Consider the following 24024-nt stretch of genomic DNA (forward strand, 5'->3'; position numbering starts at 1 on the left):
TTTGTATAAAGGAGTGATTTTATGACATTTAAAACTTATGAAATCAACGTGGATTTAGTAAATGAAACATCCACACCAGCAACAATTCGTTTTTCGCAAAACGATCAGAATTCAGCAAAATTACTTATCAATATAAAAAATAAAGGAGAAGAATTAGATTTAGGTCAAGCAACTGCAGTCCGTATTTCATTTAAAAAATCGGATGGCACTAGAGTATTTCAAGACGATTGCCAGCCAATTAATACATTGAAAGGTAAGTACCAAATTGTATTAAAGACACAAACTTTAACATCTATAGGTAATGTACTTGCTCAAATCCACATTACAGAAAATGACAGAATTATAGATACGCAACAATTTGTGTTTGTTGTTAAAGAATCGCTTGCGAGTGATGAAGCGATTGAATCAACAAATGAATTTGGTGTTATTCAGAAGATTATTGAAGCAAATGAGAATCTTAAAGATGTAAATTTTGATGCGCTCATCGCATCTGAAAAAACAGCGAACGAAGCAAAAGAAGCATCTGTACAAAATGCAAAGAAAACAGACGAAAGACCAGGTGTCATTCCACCTCCAGCAAAATTCCCGTGGAAGAATCCACAGATAATGATTAAGAAAGATATATTCGGTAGGTATAATGCAGTATTTGATATTGAAAAGTTTGTACCTGCTGTTGGTAAAGCTTATTACGTTGATGTTAATGGTGTAGATACTAACGATGGATTAACATCAGCAACGGCTTTTAAATCTTTCTCAAAAGCGCTACTACAGGCAGATGCTAGAATTATCTATGTGGCGCCAGGTACGTATGACCGAAATAAAGGATGGATTAAAACAAATCCGGCATCAAGTACATTAGTAATTAAACCTCTATACAAAGGTGATATCATTTTCAGCACACATCAAGATGGCTTAGTGTGGGCAGCAGAAGGTACGGATAAAGTCTATAAAACGGCAAGGTCAGCGGTAGTAAATGTGTATGACGGTTTAGACCTAGACGAGTACGGTGATCATAAAGAACTAATTAAAAAAGCTAGTATTGCAGAAGTGAGCGCAACGCCGGGATCATGGTTTGCAGATGCAACTTCTGTATACGTAAGATTGAAAGACGACCGTGTACCGGATAATACAGTAAAAGTATATGTAACTGGTGGGAATGGATGGGTACAAGGGACGAAAAGCATCTATATGGAAGGAATTAAGTTTTATGGTGGTGACAGTCCTTTCGAGACATTAACCGCATCCGCGACTGACAACATGAATTTATACTTTAAAAATTGTGAATTTAAATACGGAACAAAAGGGGATTTATCCGCAAATGGATTGACGATTAAAGGAGCTAGACAAGTATTTCTACAGAATTGTATCGCCGCTCAAAATCAGCGAGATGGGTTTAATTATCACGTGTACACGTCTATCGTTCCCAATGCTATTGAAATAGATTGTATAGGGTATAAAAACGGGGTCGGAAATGCAGAGAATAATAATAACGGTTCAACTATGCACGATTCGGGTAATATTATTCGTGTGAATTGTATTTATTTTAAAAATAAAGGTCCTAATGTAGTAGATGTAGGTAGTTCTAATGCATGGAATATAGGTTGTGTATCGTATAATTCTGTATCAACAACGACTTCAAGTCATATAAATTTCCAAACCCAAGACGGAAAAATGTGGTTAGATGGGTGTGTATCTTACGATTCTAATGTTGATGTTTCAGTAGTAGGTACAGGTGTAGCTTATGCAAGAAGAACTTTGAAGAGTAATCAATTATTTGAAACACCAGAATATTAATTTACGAACAAAATACGGCTTATATAACAAAACAAAGTGTGCTTACTAGCAGGCTTTTTTATTTTGCGAAGGAGGAAAGAATGTGGATCGAATCGATGTGTTATTAAAAGCTTTTATTGCCACTTTTGGTGGCTTCTGTGGGTATTTCTTGGGAGGATGGGATGCGACATTGAAAATCTTAGTTACAATGGCGGTTATTGATTATTTAACTGGCATGATCGCAGCAGGATATAACGGGGAACTGAAAAGTAAAGTTGGTTTTAAAGGCATCGCCAAAAAGGTGGTGCTTTTTCTTTTAGTTGGTGCGGCCGCTCAACTAGATACAGCTCTGGGAAGTAACAGCGCAATCCGTGAAGCAACTATTTTCTTCTTCATGGGTAATGAATTGCTTTCACTTTTAGAAAATGCTGGACGTATGGGAATCCCTTTACCTTCAGCATTGACGAATGCAGTTGAGATTTTAGGTGGTAAACAAAAACAAGAAGTTAAAAAAGGAGATGTTGAGTAATGGGTGAATTTGCTGGTTCAGGCGGTCATAACGAAAAGGTACCAGGGGCAAATAGTCAATTTGGAATCGAGCATGTGGAGGACAGACGTTTCTTGGATGCTGTTGCTAAATATGTACAAGCAGCAGGATGGAAATATGTAAACTGTTCAGATGAAGTAGGAACAACAAAAACCGCAGTTTGGAGTAATGCAGCGGATAATCATTTGCGTGTGAAAGGTAGTGATGTAGATTTACAGTTTCATTTAAACGCCTCTCCAGGTGGTACAGGCTGTGAAGTTTGGTTGCATCCTTCATATGGGAATAGAGAATTAGCAGCTAAAATTTCAAAGGCGATGGCTGATGCTTTTGGATTGAGAGATCGAGGAATCAAATTTTCTACTGAATTAGGTTGGATTAATAAAACAAAGACAGGATTACTTCCTGAGATCTGTTTTATCGATAATGAAGTTGATATGCAAAAATACCGTGAAAACTTTGATAAAGCAGCTAAAGCTGTAGCTGAGGTTATTGTGGGTAGAACTATTCAAGGTGGAGGTGGTAACGTGAGTAATGGTGGTTATCAATACGTTAAATCTGGTGGATTTGGCATTTCATTGGTCCAGGAAGTTGTAAACGCTATGAACGAACGTGGAACTAAAGGGCAGGTTGTTTCTGATCCATTATCTGGTTTAGCGTACTTGCAAACAGAAGTATTACCAAATGGTGAACTTGATAAGATTACGGCTTGGATGGATGAAAGAAAATGGTGGTACGAGTATCTTAAATAAATAGCAAAACATACTATGTAACCGCAAATGAAACCTATGTATATGTGAAGTAGGAATAAACAAAAGAGTGTCTTTTCACGAAGATGCTCTTTTTATTTTTCTAATAAAAAATCTAAAAATTTAAAATAAGGTGGGGAAAATATGATATATGCTATCGATTTAGAAAAGTTTGGAATCAAAAAAGGAATACCAAGCAAGCCTTATGCAGATGCTGATTATATCCAAGCAGATAAGAATATACAAGGGATTAATGCTGCTTTACAATATGCATCGGATAACGATTACACGGAAGCAAGACTGCCGAAAGGTTTTTATGCTTTATGCTATCCACGCGAAATAAAAATGTTAGAAAATGTTAATTTAAATTTAAATAATTCAACATTAAAAGTCATCTATGACTCTAATAGAAAATCACCTTTTGATAACAGGACAACAAATGATTATTACAACTTCAAAGGGCGCAGTGTTATTTTTAGTAAGACCTTTAAATCTCGCGTATATCACGGAAAACTCATAGGTTGTAGAGCTGATCGTAGTTTCCTAGATTCCAGGGAAGTTGCAATGGAACACACATATGGGATCGTATTTGAAAGAGGTTCTGCATATTGTAAGGCTGATTTGTGCGAAGTTAGCGACTACATGGGAGATAATATTTCATTTAGCTCAAACTCAATATTTGATTACGGAGAATTTGATCAAGGACTTACATTAAGTGCTTTAGATTACAGTACAGGACAACCAACCACCGCAGCTAATACACTCACAACAAAATTATTAAACATACCTCAAGACTTAACACCTAAGATAACTTACTTCCTTATCGCCGGCTCAGGATACGCTAGAACAACCAATTTAAACAGTAAAGAACTGGACATCTTTTTTTATGACAATAACAACAAATTCATAGGGGTTATGAAAAAGAGAAGAATTTACACTGACATTTCTATTCCTGTAAACGCAACAAAATTTAGACTTCAATTTTATAATGAGAACAATGTAAATAAGAACATGCAATATACAATCATGTTTGGTGGTACTCCTCATCATAATACTGTGGAAAACTGCGAGGTTTTTAATGGCCATAGAGGTGGAATCACGCTAGGTGGTAACTATAACAAAATTGTAAACAATAAAATCCGTGATAATGGTAAAGGGATGGTTAGGTTTTTGGATGGAAAGCCTATTTTCAACGATCCAACTCGCTATTCGATAAACATGGAAGACTCTTATGGGGCAAGTTGTACCATAAAAGATAATCATATTTACGGTAGTTATCATGGTATTTTGGTTGGGTGTTATGATGTCTTAATAGAGCATAACCACATATATAATATTGATTACATTGCGATTAATCTTTACTCATTAGTCCATGCTACTATTAAGGATAATTTCTTATACAACTGTCAAAATAACATTGGGCTTATGACTTCTAATTTTAATGCGGCTTTTGTGAATATTGAAGGTAATAGCTTCACAGGCGGTAATATGAATGTAACTAATGATTCGTATAGAGTTTCTTTATCTAACAATCAATACGTAAACCCTGACTTCGTTGCTTTGGGAGATAATTGCACATTCGACAATAACCATTTTATTTTCACAGAAAATCCCGTTACTACACCGTGGATAAAAGCAAATAAAATAAGCAAATGTACCTTTAAATCTATCCCTACACAAAGGGAAATGACGTTTAAAGTTAAAGGATATGATAATTGTAGATTCGAAAATTTACGAGTTAGATCAGAAAACCCTAATGCTCAAAATATAGACGTTTGCGAGTTCACTAGGTCAGAATTTCTTAATTGCGAGTTAAGGAATCACCTATTTAGTGGTCGTCCGATGAACATTAGGGTTACTAAATCAAAACTTATAGATACAACTTGTGAAGTTGGTATTACAAATGTGGACAACCAAGCATCGTATACACTATTAGATGATTGTGATATCACTATTAACACAAAGAATAACCTGTTTTTATCCGATACGAACAGACCTTACACATCTTATAAAGCAAAGTATTGTAGAGTTTCGATAAGTAACCCTGCATTTGTTTCACTATTAGCATCTGGTTCAGCAAATACAGCGAATGAATTAGTTCTGGAAGGAAATGAGTTCATTTACACAGGACCAACACCATTGAACTTAAAATACTACGCAAATAAGAATCACATACGTAACTTTGTCGATTCAAATAATACTTTTGCGAACATTACTTTACCAACAATTTAAGCTGGCTCTTTTGAGTCAGCTTTTTTTTAGTTTATATTCACTAATTCATTAAACTTAAATTCAGTATTCAAACCAAAGGCATCCGTACAATACACGGTTTTTAGCATCGGTTCGATGTGTAGCACGTTTATGTACATGTCTTGTATCATGCCATCACGGTAAAAAGAAATTGATATTTCTTCTTTACTTTGCATCGAATGAATCAAACTACGTTCTATTTGTTCCTTCATATCTTCAGTCACAATTGGTTTCGGTATTTTATTTAAATCACTAAGTATATCTCTAATTCCTTCATATTGTTCCGGCATACTGGCAAACGGCATCCATTTTACCATACCACGCCCTTTTATCTTCGGCGTTCCCCAGTTTTGATTTTCCATGATGATCCCCCGCTTCGTGTAATTTATGTTCATTATACACGAACGTACGTTCTTTTAAAAGTATAAAAATAGCCTCGTTTTCACGAAGCTACATCCAAAAAAAACATCAGCTTTAACCACCAGATCAAGATATCTCGATGCCTCATGTCATCATTGAATCAAATGACTATACTCCTTAACGTAGGTATCGTTTTTTAATGCATAATCAAATACTTTGTGTGCTGCTTTTCTTATTGAGCATCTCCAAGAAACTGATAATTCAACGAGCATATCATATATTTCTAGATTTAACTTAACATGAATAAATGTACCAGTCCCTGAATTATATTCTACATTAGGGAATTCAGATTTATTAAGTAATGCCTCTGAAAAAGACCTAGTAGAGAATTGCGTTGGAGTAAATCCTTCTTTTCTACTTACAATTAATATCTTTTTATACATATCATCAGTGATTGGAATCTTTACATCTTTTTTCTTATCACTTCTAGACTTCTTTTTAAAGTCAGTATATCTTTTCTTAACTACTTTATCCTTATCGGTAATCATTTGAATATTATATACTCCTACGAATGATGAGTTTTTTATTAATACTCTTTCTAAAATAACTGCATCTTCTTCAGTTTCACATTCGAAATATACAATATGGCTTATTCGATTACGAGAAATATCCTTCTTTAAGTATTGATTATGCGACTCATATAAGTGACTTTCTATTCTTCGTTTTAAATTAGCTGCTTTTCCTACATATAAAGAAGTGCCTAAGTAGTCATACCAAACGTAAACACCTGGTATTTCAGGTAACATACCTTGGTTTAATTCTCCAAATCTTAATAACCCATCAGGCTTTGGTAAATTATTTACTAAAGAAAACATTGTCTATTCCCTCCCTCTTTACATAGGATGTTTTGTTATTATTTCGTTTGTACGATCTAATAACAATAAAGTATCTTTATGAACTGTTTCAGTCTCACTTAAAGATAAAAATCCAAATCCTTCTTTTCTAATGATATCTTTTATTCTATGCCATTCATAAATAAGGTTGGCGGAGTTATACTGCTCGAATCCTTCCAATTTATCCAATAATACTGACACTGTTTTCAAGGAACTTACTATTTCTCGTCTTAAAATATTTTTCTGTCTCTTTTCTTCATTAATCTCTCCTGCAACTCTTTCCATCCCTTGATGTGTCACTAGAATTGCACCCCCACTTTTTTTAGCTTCATTATTCTCGAATTTACCTCTGCTATACCATTGCGTAACCGTTTGATATGATAATCCCCATATTTCAGCAGCTTCTTTTGATGTATACACATACTTTAATGCATCTTTCATAATCTCACTCCTTAAATTGTATTTAATTGAATACGAATTGTTATATCTAATTTAACATTTAAATGTATTCAAGTAAATACATTTTCCCTATTTTCATTCGACAAAGTTTCGACAATATAAAAAAGCTGACCGCAATTAGTCAGCTACATCCAAAAATCATCATAATAAACATCTTTATTTGTTAACTTCTTCAAAGCTTTAATAATTTTTTGTGCATTCTTCATAGTGGGAGAAAATTTATCCCCTTGACATACACGACTAATTGTAGATTTACTGACACCGCTTCTTTCCGCTAATTCTTGTTGAGTAATTTTGTTTTTCTCCAGAAAATTGGAGAGCTTCGACTTTCTCCCTTTACCAGAAATAAGCCATCCCATTTTAATCACTCCTGTTTTAAGTTCTTAGTACAAGAGTGGTCAAAGATTTCATTTTTTAAACATCCCGAAAATAGGAATTCTAAATATCATGAAAATCTTCGTTTCAATAAGGAGAGCTTCTTTCCCGGTTCTTCGGCATAGAACTTCATATAGTCGCACATCAGAATATTAATCAATTTATCGGCCGTATATCCATGCATAGGGAAGGTATGAGCCATATCAGAGAAAAACACTTCAATCCTTCGTAATGTCCTTCTATCAATCTTTACTGTTATAGTTCCATATCGTTCATCATTTTCATTAAATTCTAATTCGTAATCTGTATAGTGTTTCTTACTATCTAGGATTTGATATAACTGATCCATACTGTTCTTGGACCTTATATGTTCGAGAAAGTCTTCAACGAGTATTTCAGCTAAATCACTAGCGTTACACTCATACTCTTCCTCTTCCATATCTTCAATTATGATGTTCATGCGGAATAAGTAGATCTTGAGCATTTTAACTTCAAATCGGTACTTCTCTTTTAATGTCCATTCAATCTTAGTTCGTTCCCACCAATTATTAGCGCTCATAAGTTGTATTTCTTTGGTCATCACATCATATTTGCTATACATGTTGTCACTCCCTACATTGTACGTAATGCAAAGCATAAGATTCGTGTTGCGGCTGCTCTTTGTGACACACCCCATTCAATAGCCAAATGGACAAGCTTAGAGTGCGTTTCCTGATCCAATTTCGCATGAATGTACTTTTTAGTGTCCTTATATTCATACGCATGTATTTCGCTTATATAATCGATTCTGAGATGTTCTGTGATTAATTTGGACATATATTGTGTAGTGGTTATATTTTTTTGGATTGCTGAGGTTCTTATTAATTGTCTTTGTATTTCATTTACGGGGATTTTTACGTCTTTCTTTTTATCGGAACGAGTTTTACGAGGGTGTAGGTTTGTTATTGTAGTAGATTGTTTAGGAGTTTCGAACATAGGGTTAATTTTACTCATGCTACTCTCCCCTTTCGAAATTAACCTCCTCCCCCTCTGTATTCTCAGGGACATAATTCCAACGTGCTATTGTTCCTGCTAATTTCAAGAAAAGAGAGAAAGGGGGTTGCGTTTTACTTATATAGTTATTTACCAGTCGTTGAAACCATCAATTAATGCCATGGCATTATCAGCAACTTCATCAGTAGGTTTTTCAACTTCTCCTGCATCATTCTGTATACCATGAGTGTTTATATTGATTAACAATTTCTTAACCAATTGAAGTGGATCTTCTTCACCAGCAACTTCAGCAAGTACTTGGTACATTTCTAATCGTTTTTTAATCTGCTTATTTACGTAACCTTTTTGGCCTTTACCTTGTTCCTCTAATCGAGTGACGAAGTTATAAAGGACTTTATCATTATTAGGGTTAAGCTCAATTTGGAGCTTTTTCTTTTGTAAGCTTGTCAAAGACATCACATCCTAAATAGTAGTATCCTAATAGGTTAGCTTCTTGACCATTTTCTAGAACCGCAAATGTTGGGAATTGCTCTTTTTTCTTTTCGATACGCTTTTTATGAAGGGCAGCCATTCCACCAGTCCACACAATTTTATCGTATACAGCTAAGTTGAACTTTTGAGATACTTCACGAAGTGCCGCATCAAAATGACGTTGTAATTCAGCGTCAACTTTTTCAGCTACATCTTTGTGCGTATATAAGTCGTACAGAGAACCATTATACTTGTAACCACTCTCAAGGATATAATGCATGTTAGAAACGCTTAAATCAGGTGTTTCACCGATGTTGTCACGAACGATTTGTTCAATGTTAAGGAACGCTTTCTCACATCCTAATTCAGTTCCTAAGCGATCGATAACAGCGTTACCAGACATATCAGTCACGTCAAACGTACCGAATCCACCATCAATAATTAGAATACGATCTTCTTTTTTGATGATTTCTTTCTTAACTAAGTAGTACTGTGTTCCTACTGGTTGTGGAATCACTAAGCACTGCTTTACTTTGATTGTGATTAACTCACCATTTACCTTAACAGCTGTTTCTTCCATAGCTACTTTTTGTAATGATTCACGTTGGTTGCCAAAGTGAGATACAGGAAGACCAGTAACAAGCAATGGAATCGTAACGTTCTTTTTGAAGTCTTTCGCAATGAATCCGAATAGCTGTTTCTTGAATGTTGGGTCCTCATAACGCTTCGCTTTATTCTCTCCAAGCGCGCGAACAAGTGGAAGTTTGGATTTTCTTGCTTCCTCCCCTATGTAGTATGAAAAGTCAGTGTTTGTTAATTCGATTTTTGTGAATTCAGCTTCATTGTAGTAGTCATCTACAGGTGCTAACACCGATAATTCTGTAACAACAGCTGCTTCTAGGTCTTTATTTTTCTTTGAAGCTCGCTTTGTAAAGCCATTTCCTAAGTCAATCGCATATGGATTTCCTAATAACATATTCATTCCCCTTTCAAAGCCAATGGTTAATCATTGATATTTTTGATTCTAACAGATACTTACGTTTCAATTCAATGAAATATACCAAAAAAGATAAACTTTTCATTGGTTAATCATTGATTGTCAGTTTGCGAGGTCGTAGGGCATCGCAAAGGCTTCGCAATATCTATAAAAACGCATGTAGCAAAGTCAGGAAGACATAGACTTGTCCTCCCTAAGATTCGTTAAAATCCCCTATATACTGAAAAATCTCTTTTACACAATAGATACAGTATGTGAAATTTCACTTATAAAAGGTTATCCGAAAATAACCTATGCTCTTTTATATTTATTTAAAACTTCATTCAATCGTTTTTGTTCTTCTTCTAAATTCTTACTGTTATTCTGTTCCTGTTCGGATTCTTCTACTTCTTTTTGTTCTTTCAACCATTCAGGAACAACTTCAATTCGATTAGTACGTGTTCTAGGTAATTTAGATTTTCTGTTTTTCTTCTTCTGTTCATGATGATCTTTTTCGTAGTTTAGTATATCTTCTAATGTTTTGCAGTTTGCTTCATTCCATTTAGAAACTGTTCCTTTAATGTAAGCAATAGGCTTTTCTGGTTCTCCATCAATAGCACGTTTAATTGCTTCAAATGTTAATAATGAATTTCCCTCTTCACAAAGTTTTGTAAGTTCGATTTCAGCGTACTTAGTTGTTTTGAAATATTCTTTATAAAAATCAATAAGGAGATTAGGAATATCCTTACCTACATACTTACTAAAGATATTAAAATCAGTCTGTATTACAAATACTTTTGTATACTCTAAAGATTCTTTAGTCACGTGACTAAAGTTATTTAAGTCACCACTTTTTACGGAATCCTCATTTTCCTGGTGACTAAAGTTATTTAAGTCACCAACTGACGATTGGTTTTCTTCAGCTTCTTTAATAACCTTTTTTTCTTTTCTCTTCTTAGATTGTTCAAGTTTCTTTTCTTTTTTCTGTTTGCGTATTTCATCTAGATCGGCCATATAAGTCCAGTTATCCGTTGTTAACTCTGGGTCCAATACGTACAGTCTATTAGGTTCATCTTTTACGTACTCTTCATCAAGTAATTCAACAGCATGCAGTTCTTTCTTGGCTTTAATCGCTGTAGGTTCTGATACTGCTAATAGATAACTAAGTTCAGTGTTATCGAGAATGCAGTATATGTCCCCTTCACTATCTATATATGTATCTACATGTTGAGATGTTTGTAATGAAAGTTTATATCTGTCACGTAAGATGGAGTATAAAACACGAGCGTTGTTGCTTAATTTTCTATATTTAGGTTCATAAAATAAGAATTGATGTAAAGGGAAGTATAGGTCTGCACTTGCTTTTCTGCCGTTGATGCGTCGTTCTCTTTTGTTTGTAGACATAATAAAAAATCCTCCATTTTCCACCCCGGCTTAAAATTGGGTATAGGAAAGTAGAGGATTTTGTATTTACGTTTTTTTAAAGTTATGATACTATCAATATAGAAAGTATTAACTTAATGACGTAACTTACAAAACCTCTGCTTTTGGAGTTTTTAAATGGTGTTCTGGCGACCAACCTTGAACCATCTAAAAACTGAGCCGGGGGTTTTTTAGTTTTATATAAATTTAATTGTTTAAAAATCTATGTATCCATTTCCAATCTTAACAGAAGATTGACGAAAAAAGAAGAGAAATCGGGAAGCTTAACGAGGATTGAAGGTTCTTGGTATAATTTAATAATGCACAAGTGCAAAATCACATATAACCCACCTACGGAAATAGGTGGGCTTTTTAATGTATAAAGAAAAGACACCCTAAGGTGCCTTCCTCCGACTTGAACCACTTTAATTTTAATAATATAAGTAGATTATACAGATACAGCAGCTTTATCTTTACGGAAGATACCCATTAATCCGCCAATCAACAATAATACTCCTGGTAATAAGTAAACGATAGAGATACAGATGAATCCACCAATAGCAGCGACTGTCATCATGATACCGCCAACTTTAGCATTCTTTTTAACTACTACGCAGCCAACAATTCCTAAAATCGATAAAGCAACAGCTCCCCATCCTAAACCAATGATGCTGTCTGCACCTTCAGCTTCAAATGCAGCCCCCATACCACCGATCATTAAAGCGATAAATGCACTAATAATACCGAAAATACCACCGATAAGACCTAATACAAATTCAGTTGTTCGTTTCATATTTTTAATTTCTCCTTATTTAGCTATTTCAAATTCGAATTTCACAGATTTTTCATCAAATGTAAATGTAGGTTTGAATGTACCTGTAAATTTATCACCCTCTGGTACATCAAATAACATTTTGTTAGTGATTTGGTTACCTGGTGCGATATTTTCGTTTACGAATGTATCTCCTCCACCAAAGTATTCTTTGAATTGATTACCGTCAACATCGGCAATTTTTAATTCAGAAGTTCCGAAATATACATCTTTCTTGCCATTGTTCTTAGCATTGAACGCGATTTCTAGAACTTTTCCTTTTTCTGGTTTACTGTATTCGCTAGGCTCAACAAATTTAGCAGAACTGAAAGTTAGTTGTAGACCATTAACTTCTACTGTATCCCCGATTTTATAAACTTTGTTTTCGGTAGATGCTTTTTTGTCCTTTTTTTCCTCTTGTTTAGGAGTATTGTCTTTACTTACTTCTTTAACTTCTGTTTCACCACATGCAGATAAACTAAAAGCAAGCGCTCCAGTTAAAGCAATTGTACCCATTTTTTTATACATTTTGTTTCCTCCAGTTATGTAAAATGTAAGATTTCCGAAACCATCATAACAGAAACAGTTACAACTATTTTGTTATATTCTGTCGAAAGAAAATAAAAAAAGAGAGCATAAGCTCTCACTGGTAAGAATGGTCAAATTATGTAAAAATTTACCACTATTCAATGGAAAAGTTTTCCCCTACAATGAAATCAATCGAGTTACAACAACTCATCACACTCACCTAAGAACTTCACATAGTGGTCGAGTTGTTTACAAAAATTCTTTCTTTGGCTTTCGGACAACGCTCCATACGTTTTTTGAACACCATTGAGAGTATTATGTAGCGTTTCATCATCTGTAGCGTCAGTACGCCCAGTAAGCACGTCTAACGATACGTTGAAATAGGAGGCGAGACGAAACATTGTCGTAAGATCAGGCTCAGAAAATCCATTTTCATAATTGTTAATTTGGCTTCTGCTGAGATTTAGATCATGAGCTAAATCTGCTTGTCTTAACGAACGACTTTTTCTAAGTTTTTTTAAAGTTTCACCTAAAGTTTTCATACTATCAGTATAGTTATAGTAATATCGATATACTATAAATGATAGATTTATTGTCAAATATAGTATAATGATTAATTATTATTCTCAGAAAAATAAAAATAAGAACCTATGTTCTCTTTTCGGGTGATTAGTGGTAAAATATTCATATGGATTATTCATATGACAATATGCACAATTACATATTTATTTTTATTAAACATAAGAAACGTTGTTGTAGAGCGGTTTCTTAACTTTCTCAACAATTGTCTGATAATCATAGGACTGAATATTGGGAAATTTGTGGTATTATTAATACAAAATAAACGGACGTAAAAAAGACTCACAGCGTGTATAAGTAGTGCGCTAACACTCTTATACCGCTTTCCCTAATCCGACTAGGGAAAACACTTACTGCAAGTCTTACATAAATTATATCACATCTCATGAATGTAGTGGCGCGTTTTCCTTAAAAGTTAAAAATTGGGTATAACGTGTCTTTTGTTCCGAACAAGGGGGACAAATATTGTGCAAGAATTATTAACTAATATGAACGAAAAATTAAAATCAAACGGTTACACTAACAGAAAACTAGCTAAACGCTTTGATGTAACACATACTACAGTAAATGGTTATTTCAATACAAAAGGGAAATTCGATTTCATGCATTTTGTAGACGCACTAAGATTATACAAGCCAAATGATGTTGAATTCCGTAGAAAATGGATAAAAAAGATAACACCCCATTTATCACATAAAAATTTAAAGTTAGCATTAGAAGTGTTAGATATGTTTGGGGAATATGATCTTCAAGATGTGGTAATGCAACAGATAACTAGTCTTAAAAACAAAGAAGATAAAAATGAAAAGAAAAAAGGGAATTCAAAAACTGTACGGATAAACTTAAACTTGGTTCCATTATACAAAACTTTGCGAGAAAGAAGCGAAGATACAATTACTCCTAAGATGTACTTTGAGAAAGTTGATAAAATGAGAAAAAAGCAAAAGTATACAGACAATGAATTGGTAATATTATCAGTTTTAAATACAATATACTCTTTTTTTGATTTGAGAAATTACAAGATGGTTAATGAATATATCCAGCAATTATTACCTGACATTCTAGAAATTAAATGCCATACCTTAAGGGATTCATTTTTATTAAGAATAAAAGAAATGAATATTTTCGTAGAGTTACACGAGAATAATTTAGATAAAGCTCGTAATTTATGTTTTGAAATAATTAATAATGATACGAATTGTTATATTAGCACTAAAGCAGTGGCGTATTGTAAAGCTGGGGAAAGCTATGTTTTTTCTGATTATCAAAAAGCGAAAGAATATATGGAGAAATCATTAGAACTTATTGGCGATCCAGTGAATAGGAAGTTAGAAATAAGAAGAGAGAAAGTTTTAAATACGCTTTTATTTTTGAGAATACATTACGAGAAAGATTTACATACTATAAACCCTGAAGAACTAGATGAAGCTGAAAAGGCATTTTTATATGTAAAGTTAGGTGAAAATGAAAAAGCTATTAAAATTCTACAAACCTTACAAAATGAAAATGGGTATCTTAGTAGTTTCCAGTTGTATTATATGGGTCTTGCAGTTGGAGGAGAAGAAGGGAAAAGATACCTAGAAATGTCCGCAGAAAGTTTTTCTAAATCAGGTGATTTTTTCTATATTTCTCTACCAAAAGAAGCCCTGAAATGTTATAATTGAGGCATATATAAAAGGTGGTGAAACACTTGAAAACAAAGTTTATCAAAGCGATTTTATCTATCGCTGCTGTAGCGTGTCTTTCTGTGACAGCTTTCCAATTTACAGATCGAGAAGCTAATGTAGCTCAAATAGAAAAGTTTATGGTTGATCCTGGCCCAGGCGGCGGTTAATAAATATATATAAAATGACAGTGTCGAATTCGACACTGTCATTTCTGCTTTATAGGGAGTGGAAACATTTTGACGAAAACGACAAAAACTTTCCACTTTGAACGATTCACAAACTACTAACAAGAAACTGAGGGGGATAAAGTATGTTAAGCAATGTTGAAAAGGATAAATTAGAGATTTTAATAAATGCAGCGAATAAAGGGGACCAACAAGCTATAACTTACTTACAAACATTGTTTGGTCATGTGAGCGAGTTTGAAGAAGCAAATAAAAAAGAGAGGATTGTTAGCATATAATTGCTATCAATCCTCTATATTATCTACCATGCCGTTTAACATTTTGATAATGAATCGTTGTTGTTCTTCAGGTAACTTCTCGATTCTGTCTACAGCAGTATTCAGTTCTATTTTCACTTTAGATGTCTCATTTTCACCAGAGCTTCTATTATCTGTTCTTCCCATAATGTAATCAACACTAACATTACCTTTCTTGGCGATCTTGTTAATTGTTTCTACTGAAGGATTTTTTCTGCTTAGTTCTATTAATGATATTAAAGACTTACTTACTCCGATTGATTCTGCAAATTGGCTTTGACTCATTTTTAATTCAGCACGTATTTCTTTAACACGTTTGCCGATAGCGTTCTCCATCTTAAAATTCCCCTTTATAAACATAAATTATATACCATTCTATATATAAACTAACATTATCGACTACTCTAAGACAACCTTTTTTGACTTTTTTTAAATAAATTTCAAATTAGGGGTTTACTAAGAGTAGTCGATGGTGTTATGATGAATTCAACGAAACAAACGAGGGTGATTCAAATGACTCAAATGATAAAACTGAATACAGAAAGAGCCAGAGAATTAAGAGAATACCATGGATATACCCATGGTTACGTTGCGAAACGCCTCAATTGTCATAAAAGTGCTTATGGTCATATTGAAAGAGGTTTTAGGCAACCGAGTATAGATAAATTAGGGAGATTATCAGAGCTTTATGATGTCCCTACAGATGAATTACTAATAAAAAGTACACTATAGGTGGAATTTTTTTTGGAACTATCGACTACCTACAGTAACCAATCAGGAGGAATAAAGAAAATGAATCAATTAAAAGTAATCGCAAATGAAATGCTTCCGGTTTATCAAAATGAAAATGGCGAGAAATTCGTAAATGCTCGAGAGTTACATGAACAAATGTTAGTGAAGAAAGATTTCACAACATGGGTTAAGGAAAGAGTAAAAAATTACGGTTTTACAGAGAATGAAGATTACTATTTAACGCTCACCAAAATTGGGGAACGTCAAAATGTTACTAAACATGAATATTGGCTGACTTTAGATACCGGAAAAGAATTTGCGATGGTTCAAAATAACGAAGCTGGACGAGCAATCAGAAAATACTTCATTGAAGTAGAAAAACGATTCCGCCAACAACAAGTGAAGTCACCAGCCGAGTTGATCTATATGTTAGCTCAACAAAATATGGAAAGTGAAAAAAGAATGGTTCAGCTAGAACAGCGAGTAACAACAGTTAACCACCGGTTAGATAACATCGACAGAATCGACACAATCGGTGACTTGCAGCAACGCTTAAACAAAATGATTAGACGACATGCACAACAAGAGAAAATGACTATCCCAAATGCATGGAGAGCTTTCACAGATGCATTCAACACTGCATACAAAACTAACTTGAAATTACGCATCACGAACTATAAAGAAAAGCATGGTCTTAAAGACTTAACAAGACCACAGTACTTATCAATGACAAATCAGTTAGAAGATGCGGTTCGAGTAGCTGACAAACTCCTTAATAAAGGAAGTGCTACAGCATGAGTCAACTAATAGAAGCTATTGAAATATTAGAATCAGCTTTTTCAGATATTAGAGATCGTTACCCAGCAACATTAACAAATGGACACGGAACATTCCCTAGTGTGGTTAGTAGAACAGATCATTTAGAAGCATTAATTGAAATGGCTTTGGATTTATTACATGAGCATTTGGAAGAGGCGGTGTAAACAATGGAAGAAAGCACATTCTCACTATGCATGGTACTGGTGGCAGTCATAGTATTCAAAGGATTCATTTATCTAATGGAACGCATAGACAAACGGATTATGAAGGATGGTGGAAAAAATGAACAAAATTGAGGTAGCTCAGGCGTTACTAGAAAGAATTAACGAATTAACTAAGATTTGTAACGATACGGAAACAGCATTAGTAATAAAACATTTAGCTGAAGCAAGGGAAATCATTATTAATAGTTAAGAGCCGAAGTGGCAGCTTCGACTCTTGTTAAAACTACTTATTGTTGCGTACAAAATCTTCAGTTTTAACATGACCATAATCAACAAGTGAAGCTGATCTATGTACAGCTTCGTAGAACTTTTCATATACAAGTACAGCGTCATCAACAGAACGGATTGAACCTGACTTGTTTTGGAAAAAGGCAATAGTTAAATCTTTAGCGATCTCTTTCTTGTCCATAATGTCACCTCCTATCGTAGTTGATAGGGACATTATACCAAATTAGGAGAGTAATAGATAAGTAAGGTGGTAAAGCGATGGATAAACAGCAGCGAGATGAAAGCGAACAAAAGAAAATCTTATGGATCATAAAGGATTTAAGAGCCAGAGGAGTACATAACAGCGCAGATAAGGTTGAGGAAACATACAAGTATATAATTCTAGCTAAATAAAAAAGAGCCAAGAGTTGTGAAGGCTCATGGCTCATTGTATAAGGGTAAAGTTGGATTACCAACTTTATGGAATAATTATACCACTATTTTACAGGTAAAGACAAGCCTTTGCTTGTCGGAATATTCAGGAATTTAATGGCATCCCCCACCTAGTAAATGGGTTCCTGGATATTCCGATGCGTGAAAGCATCAAGAAAGGAGAGTCGAAATGTCACCATGTTTCGAACCAACATATTGCAATGACTTAGAAGGAAACAAGTACTTATGCAGATTTGAACATTATCAAGTGGATAGTCACTTTGAAGGTGAACCACCTGAGTGGAAGGTTGACATTGTCGAGTTTATGCCGATTATCCCTAAATACAAATGTTTGGGAAAAGGAATCAAAACAAAATAAAAAGCCCGTACAGAAGCACAGGCAGGTTGTTACACATATCGGTAACTATATTTTAACAGAATTATTAGTTAGTTTCTATAACAAAATAAAAAACCGACCTACGCCAAGGACGGTTTGGAGAAAACACATGTAATGACTCACTTACATTATACCAAATGTGCTCTCCTCAAAACAAGGAGGAAGTTAATCATGATAGATAAGAGAAAAAATGCATTCTACAAAATTACATTACACTTCTTTATTCGTAACAAAGGAGTTACAGAAATCAGTGAAACAACTGTTTATAGCAACCATAGTGTAACCTCAAAACGTTTTATCGAGTTTGCTAAAACACACGTGAGACAGATCAAAGGATTCGATGGTTTCTTAGAAGAGTGGGCATCGCAACAGACTGTTTCAAACGAACTATTTTGCAAATAAAAGTACGAACTATCAACTTAATGGGGGATTAAAATAATGAAAATCAACTTTAAAGAATTACGTATTACTAACTTTAAAAACCACGAAAATCTTAATGTGGAGTTCGGTGAAATAACAACTATTAGCGGCCCGAATGGCGCAGGTAAATCATCTATAGGTGAAGCGATTACGTGGGTTTTATACGGTATTGATCCATACGGAACTAAAAATGAACCTAAACCTATTGGTAATGAAGAAGCAGAAACGAAAGTCGAACTTCTTATCCAAGTAGATGATAAAAACATATTGATTGGGAAAGCTCAAAAGAAAGCAGCTAAGTACTTCATTAATGAAGTTCCTAAGAAAGCAAAGGAATTCGAATCATTTGTAGATGAGTTGTTTGATAAGCAAGCGTTCCTATCACTATTCAATCCTGGATTCTTCAGTTCACAACATTGGCAGACACAACGTGAACAACTTCTATCATATGTAGGCGAGCCGTTGAAAAAAGAAGTATTCGCAGAGTTACCAAAAATACAGGTTGAGTTATTAGAAGAAAACTTAAAGAAACTTTCAATAGAAGACTTACAGAAAGTTCATATAGAGCGTAAGAAAACACATGAGAAATCATATGAGCGTGCAAGCGAACGAGTTATCACATTAAAAGAACAGTACGAGAAGCAAAAAGCGGAAAGTGCTGATGTAAATAAAGAAAAAATTGAATCACAACTATCTGAATTACAAACAAAACGTTCAGAAATAGATAAAACAGTTAGAGACTGTCAGCAAAAACAACAACAGTACAATCAAGTGCAGTACCAAATTGATGTTGTGAAACAACAAATTTCACAACAAAAAAATGTCCTTACCGGAATTAATAACGAGAAGTTACAAGATACTTGTCATACATGTGGACAAGCTTTACAAGATGAAGCGGTTGAGCAAGTGAAACAGAATAAAATTAATCGTTTTGAAGAAGCGAAACAAATTGGAATAAGCATGGTTAAGAAACTAAAAGAACTAGAAGCTTCTATAAAAGAAATGTCTGCTGTAGAAGTTGATCTTAACCAAACAAGAGAAATCGATGAAAAGATTTACGGGTTAAACGGATTACTTAGACAGTCACAACAACTTGAATTGCTTCAAAAAGAAATCGATGAAGCAGCAAGTACGCAAGAGAAGATTCGCAAAGAAAAGAATGAATCATTAGCAATCATTGATGCTATTAAGGACTTCCGTACTAAGCGTTCTGAATTGATGGTTAGTAAGATTCAAAGTTTATTTACAAACATTGATGTACAGCTCTATGAAACTCTTAAAAACGGCGAAGAGAGAGCTACATTTGAAATACTAATGGACAACAAACCATACAGCAGACTTTCTACGGCCGAAAAGATTAAAGCAGGATTAGAACTTGTTGAAGTGCTGAGTAAACAATCCCAATTAGTGGTCCCATGTTTTGTCGATAACGCAGAAAGTATTTTACATTTCGAAAAACCAGTCGGTCAATTGATTGTGGCGAAGGTGGCAGATAGCAATTTCACGGTTTCAGTTGGCGAAACAAACAAAATCAAGAAAGTTGTTATGAAAACAGAAGAAAGTGAATGGGGAGAATACGGCCGTGTTTCTATAGAGGTTGATGGAGAAGAAATGTTTGATGTTCATCACAGCGATTCCCCAGAAGACAACAATTTAAGTCGTAACTTTTCAGACTGCCACAGCGTAGATAGCCTTATGAAAATGGCATATGAAGCAGGTAAATCCGGCGAAGTTTTAGAGTTTGAATATCAAGAAGTGAATGAGGAGGAAGAAAACAATGACTAATCAAGTAACAGCAGCACCAAATACAGAAAAGGTAATCGGTAACTTTACGAAATCAGAACTAGACACAATCAAAAGCACTATCGCAACAGGTACAAGTAATGAGCAATTTGCTTTATTCGTACAAACTTGCGTTAACTCAGAACTTAATCCCTTCTTAAATCACATTTACTGCATTGTATACGGCGGGAAAATGAGCATTCAAGTATCAGTAGAAGGCGTACTTCACCTAGCAAGACAAAAGAACGGATATAAAGGTATCGATGTTCAAACGGTTCACGAAAACGATGAATTCGAAGCTGATCGTTCTCAAGAAGGTGAATGGATTATCAGGAAGCACCAAGTTAAATTCCCTCGCGGAAAAGTAATTGGTTGCTATGCAGTGGCTCAACGTGATGGTTTCAAAGATGTTGTAGTCATGATGGAGACAGACGAAGTAATTCACATGAAGAACGGCACAAATAAACATATGTGGAATAACTGGTTTAACGATATGTTCAAAAAACATGCAATGAAACGTGCTGCTAAATTGCAGTACGGAATTGAAATTAACGAAGATGAAGCAGTTTCATCTAGTCCAGTAGATAACGTTCAATCCTACGAACCTGAAAAACGTGTAGATATCACGCCAAATAAACCAAATCAGATTCAGGTTGAAGATGGTGAAACGGTAAATCCAGAGGAAGAAATGAAAAATCAATGGGAAGCAATTAACTCAAAGCTTAAAGGGTTCGGAATGACTAAAAATGATTTGAAAGCAATTATTACAGAAAAATTCAATCAAAAACCAACAGAACTAACATTACAACAAATTGCTGCCCTGTCTAAGTTCATTGACCTTGAGCGTGTAAAAAGACAAAAACAAAGCGAAGTGGTTGTAGAACAAGTAGAGGTAATTGAAGTTATAGCAGAAGAGCCTCCACAATCAGAAATTGACTTTGAAAACATGGAAATGAACTTCGCATGATCAACACACAAACAAGAGTTGTTCTTCCTGGCTGGTGCTTTAAAGGCACTAACCAGGAAGAAATCAAAAAAAACGTACTGAAATATATAAATCCAAAACGCTACCCAGGTTATAGGGTCCTGAAAGTATCGAAAGGATTTGCGATATGCGAACGGAGTGATGGTTGATGTTTAAGATACCTGTGAGAAGACAAACGCAAAAAGAAATGTTAATAGCTACAAACGATTTGGTTGAGAGAGGTTTTGATTTCTTAACACCAATCAAACCGGTATATAAGAACGGTAAGTTTTATGAGCAAAGTGGTAGAAGTTTTCAAGGTAAGCATGAATTTAGAACAATCGGCTACACGGATAATGTCAGCTATGAATGTTGGATGAAGAAGGTGGACTAAATGAATTTTATTGATAAAAGACGCGGGTTTTTCATGATAGAGAATGACGCAATTGACAACTGTGATTTGGATGTTTACGAATTTAAGGCTTACGCAGTGATTGTAAGACATGCAAATCGAGATACACAATCAGCGTTCCCTTCACTAACAACATTAACTGAAAAAGTTGGATGTGGAAGAAAGAAGATTGTCCAATGTATCAAGTCATTAGAAGAAAAAGGGTACATTCAAAAAGTTAACAGGAAAGATGCACAAGGAAATAACTTATCAAATATCTATTACGTACTACCTACCCCTAGTGTCTCACAGAAACTAGTAGTGTCTGATGGAAACCAGGGTAGTGTCCCAGAGGAACTAGGGGTAGTGTCTGAGGGAAACACTAACAATACTAATCTTAACAATACTAATTTAACAATAAGTAATAGTAGTAAGAATCCCTTCTCATTCTATGAAAGTAACATTGGAATATTAAATCCGTACATGGCTGAGAACGTAGATCAGTGGATTAAAGATACAAGTGAAGAATTGGTTATAGCAGCTATGGAACGCGCATTAAAAAAGCAAGCTAAATGGAACTATGCTGAGGGAATCTTGAAGCAGTGGGCTAACAATAACATTTGTACTTTAGTAGATGTTGAAGCATCAGAAACAGAGTTTAAAAACAAAGGAGCGAATGGTAATGGAAAAACTAGGGGACATAATGAAGGATTTAATGAAAAGAGCGGAAGTTATGCACAAAAAGGCACTGGCAGAGGAATCCAACCGACCAGCGGAAGAGGATTCGCTCAAACCATCGGTTGATTGTGAAATATGTGGTGATAAAGGGTACACATTCATTAAAGAACCATCTGAATTTCTAAAAGGAAAATATGTTGATGTTGCTATCGAATGTGAATGCTTAGAACGGAAAAGTCTAAAATCTCGTTTCAAGTACGCAATGATTCCATCTGAGTTTGAAAATGCACGATTTGATAACTACATAAGAGAGGCAGAAGTGCAGAAAGTTTTATATGACGCTATGATCGAATATTTGAAAGTCTTTAACGAAATTAGAGATTCAAAGATGAATAGTATCGGTTTTATTGCATCAGTGGGTGAAACGAGATTAAAAAGTTTACCTCCAGGAGAACGAAATAAAATGCGCCAGGAAAACAACTCGTACGGATTAGGGAAGACTCATTTGCAAATAGCAGCAGCTAAGTATGCATTGAATAAATTCAAAGTCGTAGATGAGCGCACAGGACGTTTGCGCGGCGCTAGAGTGTTATGTGTCCAAGATGTAAATATCATGGCTGAGATACAAAATGCAGCGTTCCTGAATGACAATAAGAAGCGATTAAATGAATTACTTCATGATTTATGTACTTGTGACATTCTCGTGTGGGATGACATAGCAAAATCGAAGTACAGCGAGTTCAAAGAAGACATGTATTACAAGATTATCAATGAGCGATACTTACGGAATTTACCGATTTGGTACACAAGTAATGAAGACTTAGACACATTGGAAGACAAGATTGGATTTGCGGCAGCTGATCGGTTGTACGGAATGAGTAAGAAGTACTTGTATCAAGTTAAGGGAGTTAGTTACAGAACAGCATAAAAGCAGAAGCAGTTGTATTTAAGGAAACATCAGATAAACGTATTGAACATTTAGGATTCTAAGGGGGAATACATTATGGGAGCATACGATACACCGACACAAAAGTGTCCATATTGCGAAATAGAAATGGAAGCGGATTGGGTAGATGTAGGAGTAGGGATGGTTCAATGCGGTCCATACCATTGTGAAAGTTGCCATGCTAGTGAAATAGGGCCAGAACTATATGACTGGTATTACAAAGATCGCGAAGGAGAAACCATCTACTTGGAAAATTGGGAAGCAGTGTTGAAACCTAATCATCCTTTTTCGGAAGCTGAATTAGAAACAGGGTACTATGATCCAACTAAAAAGAAGCTTTCGCCTTATGCAAATACAGTAGACGGTGAATTGGTTAATCATGAAAAAGCAAAAGAAATGTATAACATTGGGTTATTAGACGAAAAGAAGATTTAAAAAAATCATTATTTGAATAGAAAAGAGGGATTGTATGAGTGGTTTCTACGGAAAAGCGAAAGTGAAATTATCATTCGGTACTATCGGTGCAAACATATATGACTTTGTATCAACTGTTCAAGTAGAAAAAAGAATAAATGATTTAGAGGTATTAGAACATAATTTGATTTCAGCATTAGAAATGGTTCGGAATGAAAAACGGGTTTTAGAAATGCATTTAAACAAAGGAAACTGAACAAAAGCGTTGTTTAAAAATAAAAGGGGGA

At 34.7% G+C, this 24024-nt stretch carries 35 protein-coding genes; 21 read left to right on the forward strand and 14 right to left on the reverse strand.

From position 1 onward, the window contains the following. Positions 1-21: 21 nt before the first annotated feature. From NSS97_RS29815 to NSS97_RS29830, 4 genes are all read left to right on the forward strand, one after another. A complete protein-coding gene (locus NSS97_RS29815) occupies positions 22-1794 on the forward strand; it encodes a BppU family phage baseplate upper protein (RefSeq protein ID WP_341115256.1) in 1773 nt (590 codons plus the stop codon). Positions 1795-1876: 82 nt separating this feature from the next. Next, the gene (locus NSS97_RS29820) at positions 1877-2302 is read left to right on the forward strand and encodes a phage holin family protein (RefSeq protein WP_341115258.1); all 426 of its coding nucleotides are present in this window, start codon (positions 1877-1879) and stop codon (positions 2300-2302) included. Then, complete coding sequence (locus NSS97_RS29825) at positions 2302-3069, forward strand: N-acetylmuramoyl-L-alanine amidase C-terminal domain-containing protein (protein WP_341115260.1); 768 nt, start codon at positions 2302-2304, stop codon at positions 3067-3069. Before NSS97_RS29820 ends, NSS97_RS29825 begins: the two co-directional genes overlap by 1 nt. A gap of 141 nt (positions 3070-3210) precedes the next feature. Next, the gene (locus NSS97_RS29830; RefSeq protein WP_341115262.1) at positions 3211-5298 is read left to right on the forward strand and encodes a right-handed parallel beta-helix repeat-containing protein; all 2088 of its coding nucleotides are present in this window, start codon (positions 3211-3213) and stop codon (positions 5296-5298) included. 26 nt (positions 5299-5324) lie between these two features. Here the strand turns inward: NSS97_RS29830 and NSS97_RS29835 are convergent, their stop codons facing one another. From NSS97_RS29835 to NSS97_RS29890, 12 genes are all read right to left on the reverse strand, one after another. Further along, positions 5325-5678 (reverse strand): YolD-like family protein, encoded by a 354-nt coding sequence (locus NSS97_RS29835; RefSeq protein WP_341115264.1) that lies wholly within the window; start codon positions 5676-5678, stop codon positions 5325-5327. Positions 5679-5828: 150 nt separating this feature from the next. Continuing rightward, a complete protein-coding gene (locus NSS97_RS29840; protein WP_341115266.1) occupies positions 5829-6551 on the reverse strand; it encodes a nucleotide excision repair endonuclease in 723 nt (240 codons plus the stop codon). 18 nt (positions 6552-6569) lie between these two features. Continuing rightward, positions 6570-7010 (reverse strand): helix-turn-helix domain-containing protein, encoded by a 441-nt coding sequence (locus tag NSS97_RS29845; protein ID WP_341115268.1) that lies wholly within the window; start codon positions 7008-7010, stop codon positions 6570-6572. A 143-nt stretch (positions 7011-7153) separates the two neighbouring features. Next, positions 7154-7387: a helix-turn-helix transcriptional regulator gene (locus tag NSS97_RS29850; RefSeq protein WP_341115270.1), complete on the reverse strand. Its 234-nt coding sequence runs from the start codon at positions 7385-7387 to the stop codon at positions 7154-7156. 86 nt (positions 7388-7473) lie between these two features. Next, positions 7474-8004 (reverse strand): hypothetical protein, encoded by a 531-nt coding sequence (locus NSS97_RS29855; RefSeq protein WP_341115271.1) that lies wholly within the window; start codon positions 8002-8004, stop codon positions 7474-7476. An 11-nt stretch (positions 8005-8015) separates the two neighbouring features. Beyond that, positions 8016-8396, reverse strand: coding sequence for a hypothetical protein (locus NSS97_RS29860; RefSeq protein WP_341115273.1), 381 nt, complete (start codon positions 8394-8396; stop codon positions 8016-8018). A 129-nt stretch (positions 8397-8525) separates the two neighbouring features. Beyond that, positions 8526-8852, reverse strand: coding sequence for a peptidylprolyl isomerase (locus NSS97_RS29865; protein ID WP_341115274.1), 327 nt, complete (start codon positions 8850-8852; stop codon positions 8526-8528). Continuing rightward, entirely contained in the window at positions 8812-9843 is a 1032-nt protein-coding gene (locus NSS97_RS29870; RefSeq protein ID WP_341115276.1) for a ParM/StbA family protein, read from the reverse strand. Before NSS97_RS29870 ends, NSS97_RS29865 begins: the two co-directional genes overlap by 41 nt. 312 nt (positions 9844-10155) lie before the next feature. After that, positions 10156-11247 carry a replication initiator protein A gene (locus NSS97_RS29875; RefSeq protein ID WP_341115278.1) on the reverse strand — a complete coding sequence of 364 codons (1092 nt, stop codon included), beginning with the start codon at positions 11245-11247 and terminating at the stop codon, positions 10156-10158. 466 nt (positions 11248-11713) lie between these two features. Further along, positions 11714-12058, reverse strand: coding sequence for a DUF4064 domain-containing protein (locus tag NSS97_RS29880; RefSeq protein ID WP_341115280.1), 345 nt, complete (start codon positions 12056-12058; stop codon positions 11714-11716). Between the two features lie 15 nt (positions 12059-12073). Then, entirely contained in the window at positions 12074-12604 is a 531-nt protein-coding gene (locus tag NSS97_RS29885; RefSeq protein WP_341115282.1) for a DUF4352 domain-containing protein, read from the reverse strand. A 197-nt stretch (positions 12605-12801) separates the two neighbouring features. After that, positions 12802-13146: a helix-turn-helix domain-containing protein gene (locus NSS97_RS29890; protein ID WP_341115284.1), complete on the reverse strand. Its 345-nt coding sequence runs from the start codon at positions 13144-13146 to the stop codon at positions 12802-12804. Between the two features lie 525 nt (positions 13147-13671). Here NSS97_RS29890 and NSS97_RS29895 point away from each other — a divergent pair. From NSS97_RS29895 to NSS97_RS29905, 3 genes are all read left to right on the forward strand, one after another. Then, entirely contained in the window at positions 13672-14847 is a 1176-nt protein-coding gene (locus NSS97_RS29895; RefSeq protein WP_445286001.1) for an AimR family lysis-lysogeny pheromone receptor, read from the forward strand. A 26-nt stretch (positions 14848-14873) separates the two neighbouring features. Continuing rightward, positions 14874-15017 carry a hypothetical protein gene (locus NSS97_RS29900; RefSeq protein WP_341115340.1) on the forward strand — a complete coding sequence of 48 codons (144 nt, stop codon included), beginning with the start codon at positions 14874-14876 and terminating at the stop codon, positions 15015-15017. A 143-nt stretch (positions 15018-15160) separates the two neighbouring features. Next, positions 15161-15313, forward strand: a complete 153-nt coding sequence (locus NSS97_RS29905; RefSeq protein ID WP_341115287.1) for a hypothetical protein — start codon at positions 15161-15163, stop codon at positions 15311-15313. A gap of 6 nt (positions 15314-15319) precedes the next feature. On the opposite strand, the gene NSS97_RS29910 is transcribed toward NSS97_RS29905, so the two are convergent. Then, positions 15320-15667, reverse strand: coding sequence for a helix-turn-helix domain-containing protein (locus tag NSS97_RS29910; RefSeq protein ID WP_341038933.1), 348 nt, complete (start codon positions 15665-15667; stop codon positions 15320-15322). Positions 15668-15844: 177 nt separating this feature from the next. Here NSS97_RS29910 and NSS97_RS29915 point away from each other — a divergent pair, with 177 nt between their 5' ends. The 4 genes from NSS97_RS29915 (at position 15845) to NSS97_RS29930 (ending at position 17296) form a co-directional block, all read left to right on the forward strand. Continuing rightward, entirely contained in the window at positions 15845-16063 is a 219-nt protein-coding gene (locus tag NSS97_RS29915) for a helix-turn-helix domain-containing protein (protein WP_445286000.1), read from the forward strand. Between the two features lie 60 nt (positions 16064-16123). Continuing rightward, complete coding sequence (locus NSS97_RS29920; RefSeq protein ID WP_341115289.1) at positions 16124-16861, forward strand: antA/AntB antirepressor family protein; 738 nt, start codon at positions 16124-16126, stop codon at positions 16859-16861. Further along, positions 16858-17046, forward strand: a complete 189-nt coding sequence (locus tag NSS97_RS29925; RefSeq protein WP_341115291.1) for a hypothetical protein — start codon at positions 16858-16860, stop codon at positions 17044-17046. The genes NSS97_RS29920 and NSS97_RS29925 overlap by 4 nt, the downstream gene beginning before the upstream one ends. A 118-nt stretch (positions 17047-17164) precedes the next feature. Then, positions 17165-17296 (forward strand): hypothetical protein, encoded by a 132-nt coding sequence (locus NSS97_RS29930; RefSeq protein ID WP_341115293.1) that lies wholly within the window; start codon positions 17165-17167, stop codon positions 17294-17296. A 33-nt stretch (positions 17297-17329) separates the two neighbouring features. Here the strand turns inward: NSS97_RS29930 and NSS97_RS29935 are convergent, their stop codons facing one another. Next, the gene (locus NSS97_RS29935) at positions 17330-17515 is read right to left on the reverse strand and encodes a hypothetical protein (RefSeq protein ID WP_341115294.1); all 186 of its coding nucleotides are present in this window, start codon (positions 17513-17515) and stop codon (positions 17330-17332) included. 77 nt (positions 17516-17592) lie between these two features. On the opposite strand from NSS97_RS29935, the gene NSS97_RS29940 reads away from it, so the two are divergent. From NSS97_RS29940 to NSS97_RS29985, 10 genes are all read left to right on the forward strand, one after another. Beyond that, positions 17593-17727, forward strand: coding sequence for a hypothetical protein (locus NSS97_RS29940; RefSeq protein WP_341115296.1), 135 nt, complete (start codon positions 17593-17595; stop codon positions 17725-17727). 208 nt (positions 17728-17935) lie between these two features. Then, the gene (locus NSS97_RS29945; protein ID WP_341115298.1) at positions 17936-18124 is read left to right on the forward strand and encodes a hypothetical protein; all 189 of its coding nucleotides are present in this window, start codon (positions 17936-17938) and stop codon (positions 18122-18124) included. 189 nt (positions 18125-18313) lie between these two features. Next, the gene (locus NSS97_RS29950; RefSeq protein ID WP_341115299.1) at positions 18314-18544 is read left to right on the forward strand and encodes a hypothetical protein; all 231 of its coding nucleotides are present in this window, start codon (positions 18314-18316) and stop codon (positions 18542-18544) included. Positions 18545-18580: 36 nt separating this feature from the next. Next, positions 18581-20347 carry an AAA family ATPase gene (locus NSS97_RS29955; RefSeq protein ID WP_341115301.1) on the forward strand — a complete coding sequence of 589 codons (1767 nt, stop codon included), beginning with the start codon at positions 18581-18583 and terminating at the stop codon, positions 20345-20347. After that, positions 20340-21311: a RecT family recombinase gene (locus tag NSS97_RS29960; protein ID WP_341115302.1), complete on the forward strand. Its 972-nt coding sequence runs from the start codon at positions 20340-20342 to the stop codon at positions 21309-21311. The genes NSS97_RS29955 and NSS97_RS29960 overlap by 8 nt, the downstream gene beginning before the upstream one ends. 166 nt (positions 21312-21477) lie before the next feature. Beyond that, positions 21478-21702, forward strand: coding sequence for a hypothetical protein (locus tag NSS97_RS29965; protein WP_341115304.1), 225 nt, complete (start codon positions 21478-21480; stop codon positions 21700-21702). Next, a complete protein-coding gene (locus NSS97_RS29970; protein WP_341115305.1) occupies positions 21703-22503 on the forward strand; it encodes a DnaD domain protein in 801 nt (266 codons plus the stop codon). After that, on the forward strand, positions 22433-23305 hold the full coding sequence (locus NSS97_RS29975) for a DNA replication protein (protein ID WP_341115338.1): 873 nt from the start codon (positions 22433-22435) through the stop codon (positions 23303-23305). The genes NSS97_RS29970 and NSS97_RS29975 overlap by 71 nt, the downstream gene beginning before the upstream one ends. 75 nt (positions 23306-23380) lie before the next feature. Next, the gene (locus NSS97_RS29980; protein WP_341115307.1) at positions 23381-23758 is read left to right on the forward strand and encodes a hypothetical protein; all 378 of its coding nucleotides are present in this window, start codon (positions 23381-23383) and stop codon (positions 23756-23758) included. 34 nt (positions 23759-23792) lie between these two features. Then, positions 23793-23993 (forward strand): hypothetical protein, encoded by a 201-nt coding sequence (locus NSS97_RS29985; protein ID WP_341115308.1) that lies wholly within the window; start codon positions 23793-23795, stop codon positions 23991-23993. Positions 23994-24024: the final 31 nt, after the last annotated feature.

The organism is Bacillus sp. FSL R12-0074, assembly GCF_038005725.1.
GTDB lineage: Bacteria > Bacillota > Bacilli > Bacillales > Bacillaceae_G > Bacillus_A > Bacillus_A mycoides.